Genomic DNA, 26,367 nt, shown 5'->3' on the forward strand with positions numbered 1-26,367 from the left:
TACATGTCGTCAGGATCCAGCATCGCGGATCTTTTCAGTTCGGACACTTCCCTGGATGAATTCATCGGGAACTACTACGAGCACCTGGCGCGTGAAGATGCGCAGGCATATCCGCCGTCGGTCCTGCGGGAGCGGGCCCGGAAACACATGGAACTCGCCATGACCCGCGCCGAGGGCACCGCGGCCGTGGATGTGGTGGACCAGGGGGACACCAGTGTCATCCTGATCGTCACCGACGACATGCCCTTCCTCGTGGATTCCGTCACCGCAGAGGTGGTGCGCCGCAACGCCGCCATCCGGCTGGTGGTCCACCCCATCTTCCTGGCCACCCGGGATCCGCGTACCGGCGAACTGCAGCAGGTCCGGCGCGTTCCCGCGGCCGCCGGCGTGTCCAGCGGTGACACCGCAGCGCTGCCGAACCTGGCCGATCTGCTGGGCGGCAACGCGGGCACCACCAAGGTGGAATCCTGGATTGCCGTCGAAGTAGCCAGGATTGCCGAGGACGGCAAGCGGACCGAACTCGTTGACGGCCTGCAGAAGGTGCTCGGCGATGTCCGTGTCGCCGTTTCCGACTGGCCGGCCATGCGCGCCAAGGTCCACGACATTGCGCGGTCCCTGGAGACCGTGCCCGGTGCCCGCGATATTCCCGATCTCCAGCAGGCCCGGGAACTGCTGACCTGGCTGGACAACGGCAACTTCACTTTCCTGGGCTACCGCGAATATGACCTGATCACCGAGGACGGCGAAGACGCCCTGCGCCCCACCGAGGGCAGCGGGCTGGGGCTGCTGGGCCGGCACTCCTCCTCCCGGCGGATCCACCGCCTCACCGGGGCCGGGCGTGCGAAGGCCCGCGAAAAGCGGGCCCTGGTCATCACCAAGGCCAACTCTCGGTCCACCGTGCACCGCCCGGCGTACCTTGATTACCTCGGCGTGAAGCGCTTTGACGAGCAGGGCAACGTGAACGGGGAACGCCGGTTCATCGGCCTGTTCGCGACCGGCGCGTACACGGGCTCCGTCCGCAGCATCCCGATTGTCCGGGACAAGGTCCGCGACGTGATGCGCAACTGCGGCTTCCCGGCCGACTCGCACTCGGGGAAGGACCTGCTGTCCATCCTGGAGACCTATCCGCGCGACGAGCTGTTCCAGATCGATCCCGGAATGCTGCTGGACACCTCGTTGGCCATCCTGCGGCTGCAGGAACGCCGCCGTACCCGCCTCTTCCTGCGGCCGGATATCTACGGCCGGTTTATGTCCGCGCTCGTGTTCCTGCCCCGCGACCGCTACACCACACCGGTCCGGCTCCGCATCCAGGACGAACTGAAGGCCACCTTCAACGCGGAGTCCATTGACTACGAAGCCCGGATGACCGAGTCCGCACTGGCCCGGCTGTTCTTCCGCATCCGCCTGCCGCGCGGCGAGGAAATCACCGAGGTGGATACCGCAGCCCTGGAGGCACGGCTGGTCAAGGCCACCCGCTCCTGGGGCGAGGGCATCGAGGAAGTGGTCCGCAGTAAGTTCGCACGGCCCGAGGCGGAGAAGCTCTCCGCCCTGTGGTCCGATGCCTTCCCGGCAACCTACCGGGTGGCCTATGAGGTGGAGGATGCCCTCGAGGACATTGCCCGCTTCGAGGCCCGGGTGGCACGGCCCGACACGGCGCCCGAACTCTTTGTCTACGTCCCCGCAGGCAGCGACGGCGACGCTCACGAGGATGCCCGGCTCAAGCTGTACCTCACCGAACCGAAGTCGCTCACCCAGATCCTGCCGTTCCTGCACAACCTCGGCCTGGAAGTCCTGGACGAACGTCCGTTCGAGATCAGGCGGAGCGACGGCACCACCTTCCACCTCTATGACCTGGGCCTGGTGTACCCGGCAGGCATCGATCCGGTGGCAACCGGCACGCTCCTGGCGGAAGCATTCCGTGCGGGCATGTCCGGCACCGCGGAGTCCGATGCCTTCGACCGGCTGATCCTGCAGCAGGGACTGCCCTGGCGCCAGGTGGTCATCCTCCGCGCCTATGCCAAGTACATGCGCCAGGTCGGTACCGCCAACTCCTACGGATTCGTCGCCGGAACACTGCTGGGCAACCCCGACGTCGCCCACGCGCTGATTGCGCTGTTCGAAGGCCGTTTCAATCCCGACCTCGGCGATGAGGAACGCAACGGCGCCGTCGAAAAGGCGGCCGCCGCCCTCGACGCCGGGCTGGAGAAGGTGCCCACCTTGGACGCCGACCGGGTGCTGCGGACCTTCGCGACCCTGATCAATGCCACCCTGCGGACCAACTTCTACCAGGACAAGGCCTACGTCAGCTTCAAACTGAACACCGGGGCCATCGACGGCGCCCCGTTCCCGCGTCCGAAGTATGAAATCTGGGTGTACTCCCCCCGGGTGGAAGGCGTGCACCTGCGTTTCGGCGAGGTGGCCCGCGGCGGGCTGCGCTGGTCCGACCGGCGCGAGGACTTCCGCACCGAGATCCTGGGTCTGGTGAAGGCACAGACCGTCAAGAACGCCGTGATTGTCCCCACCGGTGCCAAGGGCGGCTTTTACGCGAAGAAGCTGCCTGACCCCTCAGTGGACCGCGGCGCATGGATGGAAGAAGGCAAGAACAGCTACCGCACCTTCATCCGCGGCCTGCTGGACCTGACCGACAACCTGATCGTCACCGAAACCGGCGAGGAAGTGGTCCCGCCCGAGCGGGTCGTCCGCCACGACGGCGACGACAGCTACCTGGTGGTGGCCGCAGACAAGGGCACGGCGTCGTTCTCGGACATCGCCAACTCCATCTCCGCCGAATACGGCTTCTGGCTGGGTGACGCCTTCGCCTCGGGCGGATCCGTCGGATATGACCACAAGGCCATGGGCATCACGGCCCGCGGGGCCTGGGAATCGGTCAAGCGGCACTTCAGCGAACTGGGCATCGACACCCAGGCCGAGGACTTCACCGTGGTGGGCGTGGGGGACATGAGCGGAGACGTGTTCGGCAACGGCATGCTGCTGTCCGAACACATCAAGCTCGTGGCCGCCTTCGACCACCGGCACATCTTCCTGGACCCCAACCCCGACCCGGCAGCCTCGCACGCCGAGCGCCGCCGGCTCTTCGAGCTGCCGCGGTCTTCCTGGGCGGACTACGACGAGTCGCTGATCAGCGCCGGCGGCGGGATCTTCCCCCGGCAGTCCAAGAGCATCCCGCTCTCGCCGGAAGTCCGTGAAGTCCTGGGCCTGGCGGATACCGTCACCAAAATGAGCCCGCCGGAACTGCTCAAGGCCATCCTGAAGGCGCCGGCTGACCTGCTTTACAACGGCGGTATCGGCACCTATGTGAAGGCCTCCGGCGAAACCTCCGCCGATGTGGGCGACAAGGCCAACGACGCGATCCGCGTGGACGGACGCGACCTGCGGGTCAAGGTGGTCGGTGAAGGCGGCAACCTGGGCATGACGCAGCGCGGCCGCATCGAAGCCGCCCGCTCCGGCGTCATCCTGAACACCGACGCCATTGACAACTCGGCCGGCGTCGACTGCTCCGACCACGAGGTGAACATCAAGATCTTCGTGGACCGGATGGTCGCTGCCGGACGGCTGGACCCTGCCGAGCGCGCCGCGTTCCTGCACTCCATGACCGATGAGGTGGGCCAGCTGGTCCTGCAGGACAACATCGACCAGAACATGCTGCTGCTCAATGACCGGCAGCGGGTCCTGGAATGGAGCCCCAGCTTCGAGCGGCTGATGGACTGGTTGGAGGAGCACGCAGACCTGGACCGGCAGCTGGAGGCGCTGCCCACCAATGAGGAACTGCATGCACGGATCGCGGCCGGGGAAGGATTGACCTCGCCCGAACTGGCGGTGTTGGCTGCCTACGCCAAGATCGAACTGACCAAGGCCCTGACCCGCTCGAACCTCGCCGATGACCCCTACTTCGCCGGTACCCTGCGGCGGTACTTCCCGAAGCAGATCGTGGAGCGTTTCGGGGACCAGCTCGATACCCATCCGCTGCGCCGCGAAATCATCTCCACCATGGTCGCCAACGACATGATCAACATCGGCGGCATCACCTTTGCGTTCCGGATCATCGAGGAAACCTCCGCCACAGAGGCGGAGGCGGCACGCGCCTTCACGGCGCTGCGCGAGATCTACGGAGTGGACAAGGTGCTGGCCGAACTGGGCAGCCTGCCGGCAGGCTTCTCCACGCAGACCTGGTCCATGATGCACCTGGACCTGCGCCGGCTGCTGGACCGCGCGGTGCGTTGGTTCGTCAACCACGTGGGCCGCGGAACCACCATCGACGAGGACATCGAGGCCTTCAAGCCGGTGGTCCGGCCGCTGCTTTCCGATCTGACCCGCTACCTGCGCGGCGGTGACGCCAAGCGCGTGGAAGCACTGCAGGAGAAAGCACGCGAACTGGACATCCCGAAGGAGCTGGGCAGTTACTGGGCCGAGCAGTTCGAATCCTTCGGCCTGCTCGATGTCGCCCGGGTGAGCCTGGCAGCCAGGGTTTCGGCCACGGAAGTTGCCGCCGTCTACTACGCGGTCTACGACCGGTACGGCATTGATGATCTGCTGGAGCGGATCACCAAGCTGCCCCGCGAGGACCGCTGGCAGGCGCTGGCCCGTGCCGCGCTGCGCGATGACCTGTACTCGACCGCGGCGGACATGACCACCGCAGCGCTGGAAGCCACTGAGGAGATGTCCGGGGCGGATCCGCTGGAACGGGTCGAGGTCTGGGAGAAGGAGAACGCAGATCATCTGCAGCGCGCCACCAAGATGTTCAACGAGGTGAACCGCCTCGAGCAGGACGACATGGCTTCGCTCTCGGTGGCCCTGCGCCTGCTGCGTTCCATCGTTCGTCGCTAGTCCGGAGTCCAGGTGGCAATTTTTACTGATCCGATCAAGGACCACGCCGACTTCGGTCCCGGGGACGCCGAATGGCTCCACCTGCTGGTGGGGGACTGGCAGCTGGTAGCCGATCTCGCATTCGCAGACCTGGCACTGTGGTTCCCGGTGCCCGACGGCGGCTACGTGGCGCTGGCGCATGCGCGCCCGTCGACGTCGCACACGGTCTTCCACAGCGACTTTGTGGGGGAGCGGATCCGGGCGGACCTGTTGCCGCTGGTCGACGCCGCATGGCGCAGCCAGCACATCGAGCGGTCCAGCGAGACCAGCTGGACCGCCGAGACGGCCATGCGGGTGGAAGCCATCCCGTTTGTCCGCAACGGCCGCACCCTCGCGGTGGTGACCTCGCACATGGATCTTTCCAGTTCGAGGATGCCCTCGCGCCTGGAGCTGACCTACCGGCAGTGCGCCTATGACCTCCTGCGGATGGGGACGCTGGGTCTCTGGCCTGACTTTGCCACCCCCACCGGTTCGCGCCGCGGAGCCCCGCGCGTCGGGGACGGGCTGATCCGGCTCGATGCCGAAGGGATCGTGCAGTACGCCAGCCCCAACGGTGTATCCGCGTTCCGCCGGCTGGGGGACATGGAAACACTGGAAGGCAGGTCGCTGGCGGAGATCACCACCGCACTGCTCAAGGACCGGCGCATGGTGGATGAAACACTGCCGCTGGTGGTGACCGGACGGATGCCGTGGCGGACCGAAATCGAGTCCCGGGGCGTCAGCCTGTCACTGCGCGCCATCCCGCTGCGGGATGAAAAGGAACGCTTCGGTGCCCTGGTGCTGTGCCGTGATGTGTCCGAGCTGCGCCGCCGCGAAATGGAGCTGGTCTCCAAGGACGCCACCATCCGGGAGATCCATCACCGGGTGAAGAACAACCTCCAGACCGTTGCTGCGCTGCTGCGCATGCAGTCCCGGCGCATGGAGAGTGATGAAGGGAAACAGGGGCTGGCGCAGGCAATGCGGCGTGTTTCCACCATTGCGCTGGTCCACGAAACGCTGTCCCAGGGCCTGACCCAGAATGTGGACTTCGACGAGCTGATCGACCGGCAGTTCCGGATGTCCGCAGAAGTGGCCTCGCCCAGCCAGGAAGTACGGACGCGGCGGGAGGGTTCCTTCGGTGAACTGCCCAGCGACCTCGCCACCCCGCTGGCCCTGGTCATTAATGAACTGGTAACCAACGCCGTCGAACACGGACTGGCCGGACGCCGCGGGACGGTGGGGCTGACGGCCCGGCGGCACGGGCCTGCCGGGCGCGAGGAGCGCCTGACGGTCACGGTGTCCGACGACGGCGTGGGCCTTCCGCCCGAACCGCGCCGGGAGGGACTGGGACTGCAGATTGTCCGCACCCTGGTCCAAAGTGAACTCGACGGGACCATCGAGTGGTCCGCGGGTGTCGGCGGGGGTACCGAAGTCACCATTGAAATGGGCCTGGACACCGAGTACCGCCGCACCTGACCGATCCGGCCGGCATCGGAGCCCGGGTACGGGAAAGGGCCGTTGCCACATGTGGCAACGGCCCTTTCCGACGCCGGCTCACCGGCAGGAAGTCCTTGTTAGGAGGCCCGGCGTGCGCGGGCGGCTCGGCGCTTCAGCGCGCGGCGCTCATCCTCGCTCATGCCGCCCCAAACGCCTGCATCCTGGCCGGTCTCAATGGCCCACTGCAGGCAGGTATCGATCACCGGGCACCGACGGCAAACGCTCTTGGCTTCTTCAATCTGAAGAAGGGCCGGGCCGGTATTGCCCACGGGAAAGAAAAGCTCCGGATCTTTATCCAGGCAAGCTGCGCGGCTCCGCCAATCCATGTTGATCACTATCTCCTCTGAAGAGTTGTCTCCTACATGTTTGTGAAAACATTCACGAGCAACTACAAACTAAAGGGGCCGGTCTCGGCCCCTGATTTCCCTGTATCTAGCGTGGCACGTCGGGCCAAAGCAAACAAGGGGTAACAACCGGAAATTATGGCCACAGGGCTGAGGGATGCATCACAGTAGGCCCGTTTTGTACCGGGGAGATGCCGGTCCTGTGCGGATTGCGCCAAGGGCCCGGATGGGGCGCCGAAGCCGTTCCCCGCCGGCAGGTGCACGGTGTGGGAACGGGCCTGGAAAGAACCGGACAAGCGCCTTGGCACAGACTATCTCCGGTATTCTGCCAATGTGTCAACACCCCGAAATGCTCCGACCCGTCCACCCGCAGTCCTGGTCATCTCCGCTGCCCTCGTGCTTGAGGCGCTGGGCCTTCTCGCCTTCGCCGGCTGGTATGGCTACGGGTTGGCCACATCCACGCCGTTGTCGATGGGCGGTGCGGTCTTCACCATGCTCTTCGCGGTAGCCGTTGCAGTTTGGCTGCTGGTGGTGGGACATTTCTTTTTCCGGGGCTACCGGTGGACCCGCGCGGCCGCAATGGTCTGGCAGTTCTTTGTGGTGATCATTGCCGTTCCCACACTGCAGGCCGGACCGACAGCTGCCGGTCTCGCGATGCTCCTGCCCGCTGCTGCAGTCCTGCTGCTGTTGTTCACCAAGCCTGTCCTGGCGCATACCACCCGCATGACCGACAAGACCCTCTGACTTGGGCCGGAAGGCTTAGGCCGCCGCGGCGTATCACCCGCCGGCCCAGGCGGTCTGGGCTTCCACGGACTCCGCGCCGTCGACCAGGAAGCACCTTCCCGGCGGCCGCCGGGCACCCGGATCCACCCGGATTCCAAAGATGTCACCGTCCGCGGGGGACAACGGCCGCAGGAGTGCGCCCAAGGGGTCGGAACGGACCTGCAGAGCCAGTGGAACGCGCGCCGTCAGTTGCGGCCCGGATACGGCAGCCAACACCAGCCTGGCGCCCCGGGCGTGGAGGCCGGCAAGCTGCCGGTGAACGGATTGCGGCAGCAGATCGGCATCGTCCACGAGGACCAGCAAGTTGCCGGCCGGGGGATCAACCGCCCCGGACCCCGCAGGCCGGCCTACATCGAGCTCCTCCCCAGCTGTTGCCCAGCGGCAGTGCAGGGAGCCATCCGCGGCCCGTTCCAGCTGCCGCAGGAAGGACGTGCGCCCGGACCCCCGGGGCCCGGCAACCAGGAAAACCGATCCCCGCGGTATCCGCGCCATGACGGTCTCCAGTTCATCCCCGCCGACACCCACGGGCAGATAGTCGGCACCGCCGGCCGGGGACAGGTGTTCGGGCTGCACCAGCGCCGGAAGGGGCGCTATCCGGTGCGGAGGAGCGCATCCCGGCGGTAGGCCGGGGAATGCCCCGTCACCGGCCCGCCGCACCGGGTCCGGGTCCGCGGTGTAGATCTGGGCCACCAGTCCGTCCCCGGTGGCGATCCGTCCCTGTGCCAGGGCACGTCCCCTGACCCGGTCCATGGACGGCAGCCGGGGCCAGAGCAGGAGAGTTTCCGGCGTGGCATCGGCGGGGAATAATACGCGGTTGGGGATTAACGGAAAGCACCGGGAATTGAACAGCTCCCGGTCGCCCGTAATGACTACGCAGACGCCGGCATGTTCTCCGTCCCGGATGATGTCTGCCAGGTCCTCTTCGCCAGTGAGGCCCCGCCCGCTGCGGAACGCGGCGCACCACCGTGCCCAGCCGGAGACGGCCAGGATGATTCCGGGACCGGCCGAGGCACCGGCCGGACCGCGGGTGCCTGGATCGGCCCGGCCGCGTTTGTGCACTGCTTCGGCGGCGAGGTAGGCAAGGACCCGTGCCGCCCGTTTCACCTCCTGCGGCCCGACATAGGCGCCGGTCTGTTCGGCGTCGGCCAGGCAGGCCAGGCTACCGTCGGAGTCCAGGACGTACAGATGGCTGCCCGGTCCGGCTGCGAGCAGCCCCGCAGTGGCCAGCTGAAGGCAATCAGCAGCCCCGGACCGCGGTGAACCGAGGACGGCCAAATGCGAATCCCGGACCGGATGCCACGACAGGAGGCGCTGTTGCTGTTTTTCGGGGTCGTCCAGCAGCCCGAGAACCACCGATCCGGCGCAGGAAGGTCCGGCGGACTCCGCGTGCCCCGGGAGGCTGCCGGGGGCCAGGGTCCGGGGGAGCGGAGGAGCGATGGGGTGGAACGGCTCCGGATAGCACCCCCGTGCCGCCGCCAGGCGGACGGCCGAGCAAATGCGGTCCAAGCCGTCCGCTTCGGGCAAGGGGTCGGCCGGCGGGGCCACCTGCCCGCTGCGGAAGTATTCGTCCAGCTCCATCAGCAGGTTCCCGCTGCAGGGTTGGCCGAACGCCGTGGACACGCTCTGGAAGGCCAACGGCGGGCCGCCTCCCTTACTGACGAAGGCCCGGCCCGGCAGGTCCGGGGCAATGCCGGCAGCACAGTCGGAATTGAGGACGTCGCGGGACTCGGCAGCGGAAGAGACCCGGAGGGCGATGCTGGTCGCAATGTTCGCACGGATGTCGGCAGTCACGGCTCCCTGGGGCCGTTGCGTAGCCAGGACCAAATGCAGGCCGAGGGACCGTCCCACGGCCGCAATCCGCAGCAGCTCCTGCAGTGCTGCCGGCACTTCGTCCGCCAGCATCCGGAACTCGTCAACCACCACCACCAGCCGCGGCAGCGTTTCGGCGGACTCCCGGCGGGAATTGTATCGGTCGAGATTGTCCGCCCCGGCATCAGCAAGCAGGGCCTCCCTGCGGCGGACCTCTGCCCGCAGGGATGCCAGCGCCCGGGACACATCCCCGGCGGACAGATCGGTCAGCAGTCCCACAGCATGCGGCAGCCGGACCAACGGGCCCAGTCCCGCCCCGCCCTTGAAATCGATCAGCAGGACAGCGACGGCACTGGGTGGCTGGCTGGCTGCCAGAGAGGCGACGAAACTGCGCAGGAACTCGGATTTGCCGGAACCGGTGGTACCCGCCACCAGGAAATGGGGACCGTCCCGAACCAGGTCCAGGGTCACCGGACCGGCCGCCGAAACCCCGACAACAGCCCTGGCACCAGCGCTGCCCGAGGTCCAGGCACTCAGGAGCACCTCGGGGTCCAGCTGGTGGTGTCCGGTGAAGGCGGCCGATGGCGGAAGCCGGCCGGGAACGGGATGGGCCGCCCGGATCACCGCGTCCTGCGCCCGGGCCGTGCCCAGCGCCCTGCTGAGGCGTTCGAAGGTGGTCCCCTGTATGAGGTCCGGAACGAACTCCAACAGGTCGGTGCCGCCGGTGACGGTGCCGCGGCCCGAGGACAGGGAGACCGTCAGCCCGGCGGGAGGGCCGCCCAGCCGGATGAGGCTCGTGCTCTCACGCAGCTTGGCGGGCAGGGCCGCAACGAGATCGCCGCCGTAGTGCGCCCAGCCGCCCTGCAGGCACAGGACCAGCACGGCGGCGTCGCCCGGGCCCACATCCTCATGCAGGGCGGCTATGCCGGCAGCGGCAGCGGTAACCGCCCCCGGCGCGGCTTCGGGCAACGCCGCCAGGGTGACGCCGGGCAGGAACCGCGCATCCGGCTCCAGGCCGTCAGGGGTGCCGGCGCAGACAACATGCAGCCGGGTTCCGGCAGCCGGTGATGACGCGGCCTGCAGCAGGATGGTCCGGAACAGTGCCCCGCCGTCAGCTCCGCGCAGGCAAATGTCCCGGTCACTGCCCAGCCGGAGGATCACCGGCAGATCGGGCGTCACCGGAGGGACGAAACGGGGCCGGGCAGGCACCGGCAGAAGGTTTGCGGCCTGGGCAGCGGTTCCGATACGCACCGGGCAATCTGCCGCCGGTCTGCCCGGTGTGGACGCTTCCGGGCCGGGGTTCGCGGGTCCGCCAAGTCCCAGGACGGCGGCTAGTGCCATTGAGCCGGCGTCCGGCGCCGCCTGCCGCCGCCGTCGGGCGTCCTCTTCCGCTGCGTGGGAAACGGTGTGTGCCTGCTCCCGGCGGCGGCGTCGTGCCCCGGCAGCGCCTAGCACGGCCGTTACGGCGGACAGTGCACTGAACGCCAGGAACATCCACATGCCCGTAACCAGGGCAAGGACCACGCCCATAACGAGCGGAAGCAGTCCGCCGACCAGCAGCAGGCCCGTTTTAGACCCCTGTTCCTGGAGCTGAACGGCCAGCGGCGTGAAGGGATCATCGGTGCCGGGGATGGGTGCGGCAAAGTCCGCCGGTACCGACAGCCGGCAGGAGCTGTAGCCGAACCCCAGGGTCGAGCCGGTATCCACATCAGCCGAACGGACACGCCTGCCGTCAACCCAGGTTCCGTTGGCCGACCCCTGGTCGTGGAGCTGCACCGAGTCCTTTCCGACCACCAGCAGGGCATGGTTGCGCGAGAGCGCCGGATCCGCGATCCCTATCCGTGATCCGGCGCCGGAGGGGGAGAGCCGGCCGATGGAGTACGTTCGCCGCTGCAGGGGGATGATGTTGCCGGCGTCCGGCCCGCTGCACACCACCAGCAGCAGCGGAGCCTCCTTGGCGCCGGGCCGCGGCAACCCGCTGCGGTCGCCGGCAGGCAGGGAACCGGGGGCACACGCGATGACAGCGCCGTTGGCAAAGGGAGCCTGGCCCGGGACCAGGTCATCAAGAGGCGAACCGTCAATGCTGAAGCGCGCCGGACCGTAGCGTTCGGCCAGCAGGGCGGCCACCCCGGCACCGTCCAGCGTGGAGCCGGCGTTGATGACCACCTCCCGGTCAGGTATCCGCCCGCCGGTCTGAGCGGACCGGCAGCCCGGCGCCTCCGCCAGGGTTACATGAAGCAACAAGGGTCCTCCTCAGACAAGGGTCAGCCGCCGGCAGAAAGGCTAATCCGGGGCTGCCGGGCCCGCCGTGCAGTCGGCAGGTGCCGGGATAACCCGGTGGCGGGAGAGGGCTGTGGAGGACGGGCAGGCAAGGGGCAGTAAACTGCACGGGGGAACTCCGTCCGGGGAAAGGCATCTGTGACTCACCCAGAATCAGTATTGAACGCCGGCAGGGAACGGGAACCGGTGAACGGTAAACCGTCCTACCGGCCCGAAGTCCAAGGACTCCGCGCCCTTGCCGTGCTTATGGTCGTGATCTACCACATCTGGTTTAACCGTGTGTCCGGCGGGGTGGACGTTTTCCTTCTGATCTCCGCCTTCCTGCTATCCCTGTCCTTCATCCGGAAGGTCGAAGACGGTCGCGGCATAAGCCTGCGGTCCTACTGGCTCCACGTATTCAAACGGCTGTTGCCCGCCGCCGCGATAGTGCTGACGGGCACCCTCGCCGCCACGGCCCTCTTTGTCCCCAGGAACCGCTGGCCGGAGATCCTTTCACAGGCATGGTCTTCGCTCCTGTACGTCCAGAACTGGGCCCTCGCGGCGGACTCGGTCGACTACTATGCCGTTGATGACAGCAGCGCCAGCCCGTTCCAGCATTTCTGGTCGCTGTCGGTCCAGGGCCAGGTCTTTATTCTCTGGCCCCTGCTCTTTGCGTTCTGCGCACTGATCGCCCGCTCGGCGCACCTTCGGTTCCGAACCGTGGTGCTGGTGGTCTTCGGGTGTGTGTTCGCCGTCTCGCTGGCGTTCTCGGTGAACGAGACCTACAGCAACCAGGCCTTCGCGTACTTCGATACGCGTGCACGCCTGTGGGAGTTCGCGTTCGGCACCCTGCTGGCCCTCGCCCTGCCCTACCTGAAACCGGGCAGACGGCTCAGGGTGGCCGCCGGATGGCTCGGCCTGGCCGCCATCCTTTCGGGCGGGTTCATCCTGGACGTGCAGGGGCAGTTCCCCGGATTCGTGGCGCTGTGGCCCTTGGCTGCCGCGGCTCTGGTCATTGTTGCCGGGCAGACAGGCAGCCGTTTCGGTGCCGACCGGCTGCTCTCGTGGCAGCCCTTGGTCCGGATGGGTGATATGTCGTATGCGCTCTACCTGTGGCACTGGCCGGTCCTGGTTATCTACCTGATCAGCCGGGATCGGGTAACCGCCGGACCATTGTCCGGGGCAGCGATTATCGCCGTATCGCTGATCCTCGCCCACCTGACGACGCGGTTGATCGAACGTCCCCTGCGCCGGATGGACTGGGCGGGGCGGAGGCCGTTGAACGGCGTCCTCGTTATTGCCGCCTGTGCGGCACTGGTGGCTGTGCCTGTTTTCTCCTGGCAGACCTCGCTGCGCCTGCAGTCCGAAAGCCTGCTGGCAGGCGCGGACCGGAACAACCCCGGAGCCGCGGTGCTGGATCCGTATTTCACCTTTGAGGGCGACCCGGATGCTCCGCTGCTGCCGACGGCGGATACGGTCAAGCAGGACTATGTGAGCCTGGAGAGCCGGTGCACCGGACGGTATGCCACCGGAGCCAGTGAACTCCAGGGCTACAACTGCGCGGAAATCGTTTCCTCGGAGAACCCGGACAAGGTCATCGTCGCCGTCGGCAACAGCCACGTCCAGCAGTGGCTTGCCGCCCTGGCACCGGTATCCGCCGAGCGGAACTGGGCATTGATCGCCCTGGTCAAGGGCGGATGCCAGTTCGAGTCCGAGCGGGCGGAATACGACCAGGAGTGTAACGGCCGCAATGAACAGTCCTTGAAATACATTGCCGACCTGCAGCCCGACGCCGTTATCACTACGGCTACATACGCCATCGAAACGCCGCCCTACGAAATCCTGCCGGGAGGATTCGCGGGAGCGGCCCAGGAAATCATCAACCTGGGTGTCCAGTTGGTGGGCATCCGGGACAACCCCCGCTACGACATGGACATGGGGCTGTGCCCCGAACTCTTCGGGGCCGACGCCGGGGAATGCAACCGGCCCTATCTGAGTGTGCGGAACACGGAGGAAGAGTCGCTGTCCGTCATGGGGGACCTGGTTCCGGGGATGGGCCTGCTTGATCTCGATGACCTCGTCTGCCCCGACGGTGTGTGTCCGGCCGTCATCGGAAACGTGCGGGTTTATCTGGACAACAACCACCTCACCCGAACCTATGTGGAGACCACGGCACCCCGGTTTGGACAACGGTTTCTGGACGTAGTGGGATGGTGATGTCAGCCTGCCGGAATGCCCCGCGCCAAAATCTCGGATAACCTTGACCGTCGGGTGCCTGCCCGCATGGGCGTATCGGAAATCTACAGGAGTAAATGTGAACGTTGACCTCGTCGTCGTCGGGTCCGGCTTTTTCGGCCTGACCGTAGCCGAACGCGCCGCGAAGGAACTGGGCCTGAAGGTCGCGGTTTTGGACCGCCGGCACCACATTGGCGGCAACGCCTATAGCGAGAACGAAGCGCAGACGGGAATCGAGGTGCACCGCTACGGTGCACACCTGTTCCACACCTCCAATGAGCGGGTGTGGGAGTACGTCAACCGGTTCACCGAGTTCACCAACTACGTTCACAAGGTCTACACCAGCCACAAGGGCGAGGTGTACTCCATGCCCATCAACCTGGGCACCATTAACCAGTTCTTCCGCTCCTCGATGGGTCCGGGCGAAGCACGGGCACTGATCCAGGAACAGGCCGGGGAGCTGGCCGGCACCAACCCCGCGAACCTCAATGACAAGGGCATCTCGCTGATCGGCCGCCCGCTGTACGAGGCGTTCATCAAGTACTACACCGGCAAGCAGTGGCAGACCGATCCCAAGGACCTCCCGGCCGAGATCATCAGCCGCCTGCCCGTGCGCTACAACTATGACAACCGGTACTTCAACGACAAATACGAGGGACTGCCGGTAGACGGCTATACCGCATGGATCGAGCGGATGGCCGACCACCCGAACATCCAGGTGCATCTGAAGACTGATTTCTTCGATGAGGGCCACGAGTTCTCCCGCAGCAACACGCTCGGCCAGGTTCCCGTGATCTACACAGGTCCGGTTGACCGCTACTTCGATTACGCCGAAGGCGACCTGTCCTGGCGCACCATTGACCTGGAAGAGGAGGTCCTGCCGATCGAGGACTTCCAGGGCACATCGGTCATGAACTATCCGGACGAAGACGTCCCCTACACCCGCATCCATGAGTTCCGCCACTTCCACCCCGAGCGCGACTACACCAAGGACGCCACGGTGATCATGCGTGAATTCTCCCGTTTCGCGGAAAAGGGCGACGAGCCCTATTACCCCGTGAACACTGCGGAGGACCGTGCGAAACTGCTCGCATACCGCGACCTGGCGAAGGGTGAAAAGTCGGTCCTCTTCGGCGGCCGGCTGGGCACCTACAAGTACCTCGACATGCACATGGCGATCGGATCGGCGTTGTCGATGTACGACAATAAGATCAAGCCCCACTTCACCGGGGGCGCAAAGCTGGAAAGCGGAGGAGTAGACGCGTGAGCAACGCAATCGTAGAACAGGCCGCAAAAACGGACGTTCAGGAACAGACCTGGTCATCCCTGCAACGGGTCATCCTTCCGTCGCTGGACCAGCTGGACACGGTTCCGCTGTACATGGACACGGGCAGCGCCACAGGCGTCCAGCTCTCCACCATGAACGGCGACGCGCACAAGGATTCGCGTGCCCAGTCCGCAGCTGTTCCGGGCAAAGAAGTCCACGCCGAGGATTTCCTTTCCCGCCGTTCCACCTCCGTCCGCCCCGGCGAGCGGGTGTCCTTCGGAACGTACTTCAATGCGTTCCCCGCCAGTTACTGGCGGCGCTGGACCAACCTGGATACGGTCCGCCTCTCCGTGCGCACTACCGGCACCGGCGCGGTCAGTGTCTACAAGTCCAACGCCCGCGGCTCGCTGCAGCACGTGCAGACGCAGCGGGTGGATTCTCCCTCCACCAGCACATTCGAACTCAGCCTTAAGCCCTTTGGCGACGGCGGCTGGTATTGGTTCGAGCTGGTGGCAGGATCCGAAGCCCTCGTCCTGGAGGAAGCCGAATGGCAGGCTCCGGGGGAGCCGGTGAAGCGCGGGAGCGTAACGCTGGAAATCACCACCCTCAACAAGACCTCTTTCTGCATCAACAACCTGCGGATCCTTGGCGAAAACCCGGAAGCGCTGGACTTCGTCAAGGAAGTCCTGATTGTTGACCAGGGCACCCAGAAGGTCGCCGACGCCGAGGGCTTTGCCGAAGTCGAGGCAATGCTCGGCGGCAAGCTGCGGATCATCAACCAGGCAAACCTCGGCGGCTCGGGCGGTTTTGCCCGCGGCATGTACGAAGCCGTGGAAACTGGAAGCGACTACGTCCTCCTGCTGGACGACGACGTCGTGATGGAACCCGAGAGCATCTCGCGCCTGCTGACCTTTGCCGACCGGTGCAAGACCCCCACCATCGTGGGCGGGCATATGTTCGACCTGTACAACCGGACAGTGCTGCACACTTTCGGCGAGACGGTGAACCCCTACCGTTTCCAGCCGGACCGGCCGCACGACGAGATGACCCTGGGCCACGATTTCGTGCGCTCCAACCTGCGTAACACCCCCTGGCTGCACCGCCGCGTGGACGTGGACTACAACGGGTGGTGGATGTGCCTGATCCCCACCCAGGTCATCCGTGACATCGGCCTTTCCCTGCCGGTCTTCATCAAGTGGGACGATGCCGAATACGGGCTCCGGGCCAAGAGCGCCGGCTACCCGACGGTGTCCATGCCCGGCGCGGCCGTCTGGCATGTCTCCTGGATCGACAAGGACGACCTTGTGGGCTGGCAGGCCTACTTCCACACGCGCAACCGCATGATCGCCGCCCTGATCCACAGCCCGTACGAGCACGGTGGCCGGGTGGTCCGGGAAACCGGTTACATTGACCTCAAGCACCTGATCTCCATGCAGTACTTCACTGCCCAGGGACGTGTCATGGCCCTGCGGGACCTGTTGAAGGGACCGGACCACCTCCACGAGATCCTGCCCAGCAAGCTGCCGGAGATCCGGGCGATGAGCAAGGACTTCAGCGACTCGCAGATTGAGGCCGAGCCCGAGGCGTTCCCAGCCCCTGTGATGCATAAGCCGCCGCGGCACGGGCAGGGCTTCTCCGCCCCGTCCTACGCCACGCTGATTCCCTGGGCTGCCAAGACCGTGGTCCGGCAGCTGACCAAGAAGGTTCCTGCCTCGAGCCTGGAACACCCGCAGGCCTACATTGCCCACCAGGACAACAAGTGGTGGCGGATGTCCCAGTACGACAGTGCAGTGGTGTCCAACGCCGAGGGTACCGGAGCTTCCTGGTACAAGCGTGATCCCAAGCAGCTGCGGGTCCTCCTGGCTGAGGCCGTCAAGCTGAACGCCGAAATCCTGAAGAACTGGCAGAAGCTCAGCGAACAGTACCGTGAGGCGCTTCCTGAGATCACGTCCTTTGAAGCGTGGAAGAAGACCTTCGCCCAGCACTCGGAAGAGAGTAAATAGGCTTGTCCACCGGCGCACTCGAAACTCCGGGCCGCGGAGCGGGACTGGCGGATATCCTCCGGTCCCGCTTCCTGCTCAAGCTCCTCGTCTCCAAGGAACTGAAGGTCCGCTACCGCGGTTCCATCCTGGGCCTGCTGTGGTCCTATGTGAAACCCGGCGTGCAGTTCGTCGTGTTCTACATTGCCCTCGGCGTTTTCCTGAACCTCGAGCAGAGTCCCGGGAATCCTGACGGGCTGCCCAACTATGCGATCTACCTGTTCTCCGGCATCGTCCTGATCAACTTCTTCACTGAAGCACTGGGCAACGCCTCCCGTTCCATTGTCGGAAACGGGGGGCTGATCAAAAAGATCTACCTCCCGCGCCAGCTTTTCCCGGTGGCATCCGTGTGGGTCTCCGGGGTGCACTTCGTCCCGCAGATCGTGATCCTGATCGTGGCCTGCCTGTTCAACGGGTGGCGTCCATCGCTGCTCCAATTGGCTGCTGCAGTTGCGGGGTTCCTCATCGTGGCCCTGCTGGCCACCGGCCTGGGCCTGTTGTTCGGTGCCATCAACGTTTATTTCCGGGACGCCGAGAACCTGGTCGATATGCTGCTGATGATCGCCACCTGGGCTTCACCGGTGCTCTATTCCTGGCAGATGGTCCAGGGCAAGCTGGGGGAGACCTTCTTCCACCTGTACCAGCTGAACCCGATCACCGTAGGCGTGGAGACGTTCCACTATGCCTTCTGGCTTCCCACGACCGACGGTGCCGAGGCTATTCCGCCGCACCTGCTGTCGGTGTGGATACCTGTTGCCCTGGCCGTCTCCGCTGCAGTCCTGCTGCTCGGCCAGTTCGTTTTCCGCCGCCTTGAAGGCCGTTTCGCGCAGGAGCTGTGAACCGTGGCAAATGCCATTGAAGTACGTAACGTCAACAAGCAGTTTGTCCTGCGGCATACCCGCTCCATGAAGGAAGCTTTTGTGTGGCTCATTAAGGGCCGGAAAGGCGACCTCTCAGAGAAGTTCCATGCGCTCAAGGGCGTCTCCCTGGATATCGAGCAGGGGGAGACCGTGGCCTTGCTGGGCCTGAACGGGTCCGGAAAGTCCACGTTGCTCAAGCACATCTCCGGTGTGATGCGTCCCGACAGCGGCACCGTGGGAACCCGCGGGCGGGTGGCCGGATTGATCGAGGTGGGAGCAGGCTTCCATCATGACCTCAGCGGCCGGGACAACGTCTACCTGAACGGGGCGATCCTGGGTATGACGGAGCAGGAAATCGACGAGAAGTTCGACTCCATCGTCGAATTCTCCGAGATTGGCCAGTTCATTGATACCGAAGTGAAGTTCTATTCCTCCGGTATGTACCTCCGGCTCGCCTTCTCCGTGGCGGTCCATACCGACCCCGAGGTCTTCCTGGTGGATGAGATCCTGGCCGTAGGCGATGAGCCGTTCCAGAAAAAGTGCATCGACAAGATCAAGGAACTGGCGGGGGAAGGCAAAACCCTTGTGGTGGTCAGCCATGACCTGGATCTGGTCTCCCGGATCTGCAAGCGCGGTGTGCTGCTTGAGCACGGCCAGATCATCATGGACGGGCCGGTGGACGACGTCGTCGCCCGCCTGCGGGCCTAGCCGCAACAGCGCCTTAAACGACTGCGCCCGGTGCCCCCCGAAAGGGGCACCGGGCGCAGTCGGTTAAGCGGAGGGCTAGCTGCAGCCTGCCACCCGGTAGAGCTTCGCGTCGCCTTCCTCGTCCAGGAGTTCGAACCCGGTCGCCGGGCTGATGTTGTCCCATCCGCCGAAGGGATGGTCGCCGCCGTGGACTTCCTTGCTGCCGAAGTCCAGGAGATAGAAGGCGTCCAGTTCCTCAACCGCCTGACAGACGGAAGGGTCCGTCAGCATCTCGTCCAGCCGGTCCGCCAGCGTCTGGCCAGCGGGGGAGAGCGAATAGAAGATATGCGGCATCAGCGTTTCGCGGCCTGACAAGGCGTACACCAGGGATGCGCCGGTCCAGGGGCTTCCCAGCACAAGGGCGTCTTCCGGGACTTCCTCAGGGACGCGCTCAAGCAGCTCGGCTTCGTCGGCGGATAGCAGGGGCGAGTCCTCCGAGAGGGCAAAGTTGGCGGCACCGGAGGCCTGGGCAACATCTATGCTTCTGCCCTGCGTGCTCAGTGCCAGAAGGGCCAGGACCACGACGGCGGCCGCGGGCAGGGCACGACGTGCCCGAACCGCGGACGTCCCGGGCTCCGTACCGTCGGGGTTCCGGGAGCCCCGGACGCCCCGTACGCGGCCAAGGAGGGCCTCGAGCAGGGACCAGGCGCCCACTGCAGCCATCGGGAGCCCCAGGACGGGCAACAGGGCTGCCAGGCGGTACGGGTCGTTGTACCAGACCCCGGCGAACGCAGTCCGGAGTTCACCCCACGGGAAGCCCGCCACAATAACGAAAAGCATGCAGCTGACGGCAAAGGAGGCCAACAGCCACCACAAACGGCGGAAGTTGCGGATGCAGTACAGCACGCCGGCAACGGTAAGGGCGGCGACGACCAGGGGCACCGGACGGCCAAGCGGAGCGTTCAGGAAAGCTTCACCGGCCGCCTGGGCGGCGGACTCCACTGGATACCAGGTGGCCGCAGTGGGATCCGGGCGGACCTTGCTCCACAGCACCATGGCCACCAGCGCATACAGTGCTGCCCCGGCGAGGGGGAGTGCGCGAAGGGCTCCCCGGCCCCGGAGGTTCCGCCACCAGCCCGCTGCGGCCACCCCGGCGAGCGGGAGGGTCAGTGCGATGAAGGAGATCAACGTGCTCGGATGGGCCAGGAGCATCCCCGGGAGAACGAGGATCAGGGCAACCAGTGCGGTCCAGCGGCCCTGATCCTTTCGCACGCAGGCGCCCGCCGCGACTACTGCCAGGCCCAGGCAGGCAGGCATCAGGGCAATGGCGAGCAGGTTCGGGTACAGGACACCGAAGTCGATCATGAGGTACGGGAAGGCAGCAAAAGCAGCCGATAGGACACCAGTCAGCAGCATCGGCATGGCACGGGTGCCGAGTATGCGGCTGACCAGGAAGATACATCCGCTGGTCCAGACGACGCCGGCAATAAGCATGTTGCCCACGTTGATCGCTTCGGGAACGGATATGCCGCCCGTAAACGCAACGAGGGAGATGTAGTCATGCCAGGCCGCCGGGTAGAACGAGATGTCCGCACTGGCATTAACCATCCGCCCGATCGTCAGCGACGAGGCCGTGCCCGTTTCCAGGATGTATTCGGTGGCGTTGAGGTGGAAGATGCCGTCGAAGGTCTGGGAGATGTTTTCCGGGCGGTGAATCATGTGGATGAAGCGCCACGCGATGATCAGGGCGCCGGCCGCCATACCGGCAAGCGCGGCAGCGGTTCCCTGCCACGGCGGGGCAGCAGGCACGTCTGCGACGGCGGCCCTGCGGCCGGGCATGCCGGCACGGGGACTCAGCCGGCCGATCAGCAGGCGGACAAGCAACACCGCTGCGGCGGCAAGCACGGTCGACGCCGCGACAGCCGGCAATCCCCAGGGGAGCCCCAGGATGCCGCACGCCACGGCGGTGCCCGAAATTATGGTGATTGAAAGCGGTGCGGCGAGTCCCAGCAGGGGGAGCCCGCGGAGTTTCAAAGCCAGTCCCACGGCAATGCCCGGCACTACAAGGATGGCAAAGCCGGACATGAAGTAGGGGATTGTGGCTAACCAATCGCTCACAGGCCGGAACCCTGTCCTTCGGCCGCGTGCACAAGGTTCCTCAGGTAGGCACCGTATCCGCTCTTGACCAGGGGTTCGGCCCGGCTGAGCAGGTCCTCGTCACTGAGGTAGCCCAGCCGCCAGGCGATCTCTTCCGGGCAGCCGATGGACAGGCCCTGGCGCTTCTGCACCGTCTTGATAAAGTCTGTGGCTTCACTGAGGGAATCGAAGGTGCCGGTGTCCAGCCAGGCAGTGCCGCGCGGCAGGATGTCGACCTTCAGCCGTCCTTCGGCCAGGTACGTGGAGTTCACATCGGTGATCTCCAGCTCGCCACGGCTGGAAGGGCGGAGGTTTCGGGCGATTTCAATGACGTCGTTGTCATAGAAGTACAGTCCGGGGACTGCGAAGTTGCTCTTGGGATGTGCCGGCTTTTCTTCCAGGGACAACACCTTGCCGTCCTCGGCGAACTCGACCACGCCGTAGGCCGTCGGGTCAGCCACCTGGTAGCCGAAAATCACGGCGCCGTCCGGGGACGTGAAACGGCGCAGCTGGGTTCCCATGCCGGGGCCGTAGAAGATGTTGTCACCGAGCACCAGCCCAACGGGGCCGTTGCCGATGTGGTCCGCGCCGAGGATGAAGGCCTGGGCAAGCCCGTCAGGGGATTTCTGTTCGACATAGGACAGGTTCACGCCGAAGCGTGAACCATCGCCCAGGAGCCGCTGGAACTGTTCGGAATCTGCGGGGGTGGTGATGATCTGGATGTCGCGGATGCCGGCCAGCATCAGGGTCGACAGCGGGTAATAGATCATCGGCTTGTCATAGACCGGCACCAGCTGTTTGCTGATGCCCATGGTGATTGGATGAAGCCGGGATCCTGTGCCGCCGGCGAGAATTATTCCACGCATGGGTCCATCATCGCGTGCCAATGCTGGCCTCACCAAACTAGTAGGCTGGATTCATGCGAAACATTCTTGTGACCGGCGGAGCCGGATTCATTGGTTCCAACTTCGTCCACCATCTGGTTGGGCATACCGATTACACCGTGACGGTCCTGGATAAACTGACCTACGCTGCAAATCCCCGCTCTATCGAGTCGCTGCCGCAGGACCGTGTCCGGCTGGTTGTCGGCGACATCTGCGATGCCGGAGTTGTGGATCCGCTGGTAGCGGCCGCCGACGTCGTGGTCCACTTTGCCGCTGAATCGCATAATGACAATTCGCTCCATGATCCGCGTCCCTTCCTGGACACGAACATCATCGGCACCTACACCCTGATCGAAGCAGCGCGCCGCTATGGAACGCGGTTCCACCATGTCTCGACCGATGAGGTTTACGGCGACTTGGAGCTGGATGATCCGCAGCGGTTCACCGAGAAGACCCCCTACAATCCGTCCAGCCCGTACTCCTCCACCAAGGCAGGGTCGGATCTGCTGGTGCGTGCCTGGGTGCGCTCCTTCGGCCTGCAGGCAACCATCAGCAACTGCTCCAACAACTACGGGCCGTACCAGCACGTAGAGAAATTCATTCCCCGGCAGATCACCAATGTGCTCGACGGCGTCCGCCCCAAGCTTTACGGCGCAGGTGAGAACGTGCGGGACTGGATCCATGCAAATGACCATTCCTCGGCTGTCCTGCGGATCATCGAGAAGGGCGAGATTGGGCAGACCTACCTGATCGGCGCCGACGGGGAGAAAAGCAACAAGGACGTTGTCGAACTGATCCTCAAGCACATGGGCCAGCCGGCGGACGCCTACGACCAGGTCATTGACCGCCCCGGCCACGACATGCGCTATGCCATCGACTCCACCCGCCTGCGTACGGAGTTGGGGTGGGAACCCCGATACGCCAACTTCGAGCAGGGTATTGCGGACACCATCGCGTGGTACCGGGCCAACGAGGACTGGTGGCGGCCGCAAAAGGAACAGACCGAAGCCAAGTACAAGGAACAGGGGCAGTAGTGGCTCCGGAATTCTCCAAGCCGCTGGCTGCCCACCCCACCCCGATCCCCGGCGTCGTCCTGTATGACCTGCCGGTCCACGGTGACAACCGCGGCTGGTTCAAGGAGAACTGGCAGCGCGGGAAGATGACCGCCCTGGGCCTGCCGGACTTCGGTCCCGTGCAGAACAACATCTCCTTTAACGAGAAGGCGGGCACCACCCGCGGAATCCACGCTGAACCGTGGGATAAGTACATTTCCGTGGCGACCGGCCGTGTCTTTGGTGCCTGGGTGGACCTGAGGGAAGGCCCGTCCTTCGGTACGGTCTTCACTGCCGAACTCGATCCCGGCAAAGCAATCTTCGTCCCCCGCGGAGTCGGCAACGCGTTCCAGACCCTCGAGGACAACACGGCCTACACGTATCTGGTGAACGACCACTGGTCAGCGGACGCCCAGTCCCGCTACGTGTTCCTGAACCTGGCAGATGAAACGGTGGCGATCCCATGGCCTGTGAGCCTGGCTGACGCGGAAATTTCGGCCAAGGACCGTGACCACCCGCGGCTCGCCGATGTTCCGCCCATGCCGCCGCGCCGGACGTTGGTCCTGGGGGCCAACGGGCAGCTGGGCAGGGCCCTGCGCTCGGTGCTGGCAGCACGGAACGATGTGGACTTCGCCGGCCGGGCGGAACTGGACCTCGGCGATCCTGAGGCGCTGGGCCAGGTCAATTGGAAGGACTACTCCACCGTCATCAACGCGGCGGCCTACACGGCTGTGGACGAGGCCGAGGACAGCGGCCGCGCCGCCGCCTGGCGGGTCAATGCAGCGGCAGTGGCCGAGTTGGCCCGCATCGCCCGGGATCACGACCTCACCCTGGTGCATGTCTCCACCGATTACGTCTTTGACGGAACACGCGATACCCATTCCGAAGACGAGCCGTTCACCCCGTTGGGCGTATACGGGCAGACAAAGGCGGCCGGGGACCTGGCGGTTGCCACGGTGCCCCGCCACTACATCCTGCGTACCAGCTGGGTCATCGGGGAAGGCAACAACTTCGTACGCACCATGGCGTCCCTTGCCGGTCGGGACATTTCCCCGGGCGTTGTGGAGGACCAGATCGGCAGGCTGAGTTTTGCCGGGGATATTGCGCAGGCAGCTGTGCACCTGCTCGATTCCGGGGCGGCCTACGGAACCTATAACGTCAGCAATGAGGGCCCGGCCATGTCCTGGGCAGACATCGCCCGGGACGTCTTTGTGCTCATGGGCAAACCTGCAGAACAGGTCACCGGCCTCAGTACCGCGGACTATTTTGCCGGCCGCCGGGCGGCGCCGCGTCCGCTCAACAGCATGCTGGATCTGACGAAACTGCGCGCCACCGGCTTCACGCCCGCACCCGCCCACGACCGCCTGGCGGCCTACGTCGCCGGTCTGGCGGGGGACCGGGAGCAGGCTGAATGAGCGCGCTGCAGGGCCTGACCACCGTGGCCAGCTACGGCCGCAAGGGCAGTAGCGCCCGGGTACGGATATACGAGTGGCTGGACTTCCTGGGGCTGGAGGCGCGGAAGTACACCTACACGGACCAGGGGGACAACAGCATCTCCACGCTGGGCCGTAACCTGGATAAGGCTGTTGGGTCGGAGATAGGCCTCCGCCGCCTGGCCTCAGGCCGGATTCCGGGCACGCTCCTGATGAGCAGGGAAGCGTCTCCGCTCAGCAACGGACGGTTGGAAGCGAAGCTGCTGCAGCGCGCGGAGCTGTCGGTATATGACTTCGACGACGCGATCTTCCACTCGGCGGCCCCGTTCCCCTACAGCCTGTGGCCCAAGGACAAGGTGTGGCGGCGCTCCGTGGAGGCCGCAGACCGGGTCATAGCGGGCAATGACTACCTCGCCGAGGAGGCTTCGAAGTTCTCCCGCAACGTAACCATGATCCCGAGCTGCGTGAACCCGGACCTATACCCGAAGAAATCGGATTACGCGCTCAACGAGGTGCCCACCCTGGTCTGGCTGGGATCCCCGGCTACCGAGCAGTTCCTGCCCCCGATCGCCGAGGCACTGCTGCGGGTGCACCGCACCAGGCCTATCCGGCTGCGGGTGATCAGCGCCGGGGAGCGTTCCCTGGGACCGCTGGACGCCATTGTGGAACGGGTCCAATGGAGCGAGCAGGGCTTTGCGCGCGAACTGTGCAGGGCGGACCTGGGCATCATGCCCCTGGCGGATGATCCGTTTGCCCGGGGGAAGTGCGCCTACAAGCTGCTGCAGTACGGTGCTGCTGCCCTCCCTGTGCTCGGCAGTCCGGTGGGAACGAACCGCTCTGTGCTTTCGGCCATGGGCGCCGAGGCTCCGTCGACGACGGATGAGTGGGAAGCTTCCCTGCACGGTTTCCTGGATTCCAGCGAACCTGAGCGGGCGGCGCTTGGTGCCCGTGCCTACACGACCGTCACCGAAGGATTCAGTTTCCAGGCTTGGCGCAATGAATGGATGCAGGTGCTGGCAGCTTAGGGCCGGGCCGCGGCGCTGGGAGCAGCCGCCGTGGCCTGCTGCCTCAGCAAGGCATACCAGACAACCGACGACGCAACGCTGGCGAGGGTGAATCCCCAGATGGCGCCGGTGAGCCCGTTGGCCAGCAGGCCCGCCGTGGGAGCCAGCACGCTGAGCACCGTTTGGACGACCCGGCCCAGATACAGGCGCCGGGCTTCGAGCTGGCCGCGCGAACACACATAGTAAAAGTGGCCGAACAGGTTGGATGCCACGAATACGGAGGCGGGCAGCGCGTACGCGGCGACGCTGCCCAAGACGGTGCCGGACAGGAACGTATGCGGCACGGCAAAGACCAGGACGGCATAGCAAGCCACTGACAGGAGGGCCGCTGCCCCGAGCACGCCGGCCAGGAGCTTGGGGCTGCTGGAGGTCTTCGGCTCCACCTGGGACAGAACCGGCCGCAACGGATCAAGGATCAGCTGAACAGGCGTGGCAACGCTGGCGATGCCCCTGTAGATACCGAAATTTGCCGGCCCAAGGGACGGTGCGAACAGCGTTGGCACGGCAATGGCACCGACGTCCATGAGGATGGAGTCCGTGAGCAGGGGTTTGATGGTTTTCCGGTGGCTGCCGATCCAGCTGCCGATGCCGTACGGACGTCCGCCCCACGCCGGCAGGAAGACCAGGGCGCCCGCCAGGTTGGACGCGCCCCAGGCTATGGCGAAAGCAAGCAGCCCGGTATGCCCCGTCGCCAGTCCGGCGGCCCAACCGGCCGCGAAGACCAGGACCGTCAAGGCGTCGGATACGGCGGCGCGCCCGGAGTTGGCCGAGGCCGCGGTGAAGAAGCGGCCGCCCAGGCGGTAGAGGTTGAAGAATACCGCGAGGCCCATCGCCGCCGCGTTGGAGGCGTCTCCGAAGAACAGGAGCACCAAAACCCCGCCCAGCAGGCCCGCCAGGGCACACAGCTGGATGAGGGCATGGCTGACCTCCCGCCAGCCGTTGGGCAGGGCCTTCGCGCGGAGGGACCTGGCCCAGGTATCGCAGATGACCGACAGCTCCAGGGACCAGCCGAAGGCGAACATCAGGTAGGCCAGGGAGAAAGTGCCGTACTCGGCGGCGTCGAGCGTCAGCAGCGCCAGCATGGGAACCAGTGCCGAGGCCAGTGCTCCGAAGGCGGTGTGCAGGAGGAGCCGGAAGCGCGAGGCCTTCATGGGC

The 26,367-nt window shown here is 65.5% G+C and carries 16 protein-coding genes; 11 read left to right on the forward strand and 5 right to left on the reverse strand.

Translation table 11 applies throughout. The features are described 5' to 3' along the window. Positions 1-3: 3 nt before the first annotated feature. Both AC5RUF_RS06525 and AC5RUF_RS06530 read left to right on the forward strand, forming a co-directional pair. Entirely contained in the window at positions 4-4,845 is a 4,842-nt protein-coding gene (locus tag AC5RUF_RS06525; protein WP_494130049.1) for an NAD-glutamate dehydrogenase, read from the forward strand. Positions 4,846-4,857: 12 nt separating this feature from the next. Beyond that, complete coding sequence (locus AC5RUF_RS06530) at positions 4,858-6,339, forward strand: sensor histidine kinase (RefSeq protein WP_494130050.1); 1,482 nt, start codon at positions 4,858-4,860, stop codon at positions 6,337-6,339. A 98-nt stretch (positions 6,340-6,437) separates the two neighbouring features. Here the strand turns inward: AC5RUF_RS06530 and AC5RUF_RS06535 are convergent, their stop codons facing one another. After that, entirely contained in the window at positions 6,438-6,686 is a 249-nt protein-coding gene (locus AC5RUF_RS06535; protein ID WP_055239553.1) for a WhiB family transcriptional regulator, read from the reverse strand. A gap of 351 nt (positions 6,687-7,037) precedes the next feature. On the opposite strand from AC5RUF_RS06535, the gene AC5RUF_RS06540 reads away from it, so the two are divergent. Then, on the forward strand, positions 7,038-7,448 hold the full coding sequence (locus AC5RUF_RS06540; RefSeq protein ID WP_494130051.1) for a hypothetical protein: 411 nt from the start codon (positions 7,038-7,040) through the stop codon (positions 7,446-7,448). Positions 7,449-7,481: 33 nt separating this feature from the next. On the opposite strand, the gene AC5RUF_RS06545 is transcribed toward AC5RUF_RS06540, so the two are convergent. Then, positions 7,482-11,540, reverse strand: a complete 4,059-nt coding sequence (locus AC5RUF_RS06545) for an FtsK/SpoIIIE domain-containing protein (protein WP_494130052.1) — start codon at positions 11,538-11,540, stop codon at positions 7,482-7,484. Positions 11,541-11,762: 222 nt separating this feature from the next. On the opposite strand from AC5RUF_RS06545, the gene AC5RUF_RS06550 reads away from it, so the two are divergent. The 5 genes from AC5RUF_RS06550 (at position 11,763) to AC5RUF_RS06570 (ending at position 18,664) form a co-directional block, all read left to right on the forward strand. Continuing rightward, complete coding sequence (locus AC5RUF_RS06550; RefSeq protein ID WP_494130053.1) at positions 11,763-13,772, forward strand: acyltransferase family protein; 2,010 nt, start codon at positions 11,763-11,765, stop codon at positions 13,770-13,772. A 97-nt stretch (positions 13,773-13,869) separates the two neighbouring features. After that, a complete protein-coding gene (gene glf / locus AC5RUF_RS06555) occupies positions 13,870-15,057 on the forward strand; it encodes a UDP-galactopyranose mutase (RefSeq protein WP_493996529.1) in 1,188 nt (395 codons plus the stop codon). 113 nt (positions 15,058-15,170) lie between these two features. Beyond that, positions 15,171-17,060 carry a glycosyltransferase gene (locus AC5RUF_RS06560; protein ID WP_494130079.1) on the forward strand — a complete coding sequence of 630 codons (1,890 nt, stop codon included), beginning with the start codon at positions 15,171-15,173 and terminating at the stop codon, positions 17,058-17,060. Positions 17,061-17,062: 2 nt separating this feature from the next. Continuing rightward, the gene (locus AC5RUF_RS06565) at positions 17,063-17,935 is read left to right on the forward strand and encodes an ABC transporter permease (protein WP_493996528.1); all 873 of its coding nucleotides are present in this window, start codon (positions 17,063-17,065) and stop codon (positions 17,933-17,935) included. A gap of 3 nt (positions 17,936-17,938) precedes the next feature. Continuing rightward, positions 17,939-18,664 carry an ABC transporter ATP-binding protein gene (locus AC5RUF_RS06570; RefSeq protein WP_493996527.1) on the forward strand — a complete coding sequence of 242 codons (726 nt, stop codon included), beginning with the start codon at positions 17,939-17,941 and terminating at the stop codon, positions 18,662-18,664. 75 nt (positions 18,665-18,739) lie between these two features. Here the strand turns inward: AC5RUF_RS06570 and AC5RUF_RS06575 are convergent, their stop codons facing one another. Together AC5RUF_RS06575 and rfbA are read right to left on the reverse strand one after the other, a co-directional pair. Next, a complete protein-coding gene (locus AC5RUF_RS06575) occupies positions 18,740-20,761 on the reverse strand; it encodes a DUF6541 family protein (protein WP_494130054.1) in 2,022 nt (673 codons plus the stop codon). Beyond that, on the reverse strand, positions 20,758-21,645 hold the full coding sequence (rfbA, locus tag AC5RUF_RS06580; protein WP_493996572.1) for a glucose-1-phosphate thymidylyltransferase RfbA: 888 nt from the start codon (positions 21,643-21,645) through the stop codon (positions 20,758-20,760). Before rfbA ends, AC5RUF_RS06575 begins: the two co-directional genes overlap by 4 nt. Positions 21,646-21,698: 53 nt before the next feature. Here rfbA and rfbB point away from each other — a divergent pair, with 53 nt between their 5' ends. The 3 genes from rfbB to AC5RUF_RS06595 are packed head-to-tail and all read left to right on the forward strand — an operon-like array spanning position 21,699 to position 25,173. Further along, on the forward strand, positions 21,699-22,697 hold the full coding sequence (gene rfbB / locus AC5RUF_RS06585) for a dTDP-glucose 4,6-dehydratase (protein WP_493996571.1): 999 nt from the start codon (positions 21,699-21,701) through the stop codon (positions 22,695-22,697). After that, on the forward strand, positions 22,697-24,130 hold the full coding sequence (locus AC5RUF_RS06590) for a sugar nucleotide-binding protein (protein ID WP_493996570.1): 1,434 nt from the start codon (positions 22,697-22,699) through the stop codon (positions 24,128-24,130). The genes rfbB and AC5RUF_RS06590 overlap by 1 nt, the downstream gene beginning before the upstream one ends. Further along, a complete protein-coding gene (locus tag AC5RUF_RS06595) occupies positions 24,127-25,173 on the forward strand; it encodes a glycosyltransferase family protein (protein WP_494130055.1) in 1,047 nt (348 codons plus the stop codon). The genes AC5RUF_RS06590 and AC5RUF_RS06595 overlap by 4 nt, the downstream gene beginning before the upstream one ends. On the opposite strand, the gene AC5RUF_RS06600 is transcribed toward AC5RUF_RS06595, so the two are convergent. After that, on the reverse strand, positions 25,170-26,363 hold the full coding sequence (locus tag AC5RUF_RS06600; RefSeq protein WP_493996568.1) for an MATE family efflux transporter: 1,194 nt from the start codon (positions 26,361-26,363) through the stop codon (positions 25,170-25,172). The genes AC5RUF_RS06595 and AC5RUF_RS06600 overlap by 4 nt on opposite strands. Positions 26,364-26,367 lie beyond the last annotated feature (4 nt).

The sequence above is a fragment of the Arthrobacter sp. Y3224198 genome (assembly GCF_059090025.1).

Excerpts from the sequence above, each read along its gene's own strand:
- AC5RUF_RS06525 (WP_494130049.1), top strand. The coding sequence starts at position 4 with ATGTCGTCAGGATCCAGCATCGCGGATCTTTTCAGTTCGGACACTTCC.
- AC5RUF_RS06535 (WP_055239553.1), bottom strand. The coding sequence starts at position 6,686 with ATGGATTGGCGGAGCCGCGCAGCTTGCCTGGATAAAGATCCGGAGCTT.
- AC5RUF_RS06560 (WP_494130079.1), top strand. The coding sequence starts at position 15,171 with ATGGACACGGGCAGCGCCACAGGCGTCCAGCTCTCCACCATGAACGGC.
- rfbA (WP_493996572.1), bottom strand. The coding sequence starts at position 21,645 with ATGCGTGGAATAATTCTCGCCGGCGGCACAGGATCCCGGCTTCATCCA.
- rfbB (WP_493996571.1), top strand. The coding sequence starts at position 21,699 with ATGCGAAACATTCTTGTGACCGGCGGAGCCGGATTCATTGGTTCCAAC.
- AC5RUF_RS06595 (WP_494130055.1), top strand. The coding sequence starts at position 24,127 with ATGAGCGCGCTGCAGGGCCTGACCACCGTGGCCAGCTACGGCCGCAAG.
- AC5RUF_RS06600 (WP_493996568.1), bottom strand. The coding sequence starts at position 26,363 with ATGAAGGCCTCGCGCTTCCGGCTCCTCCTGCACACCGCCTTCGGAGCA.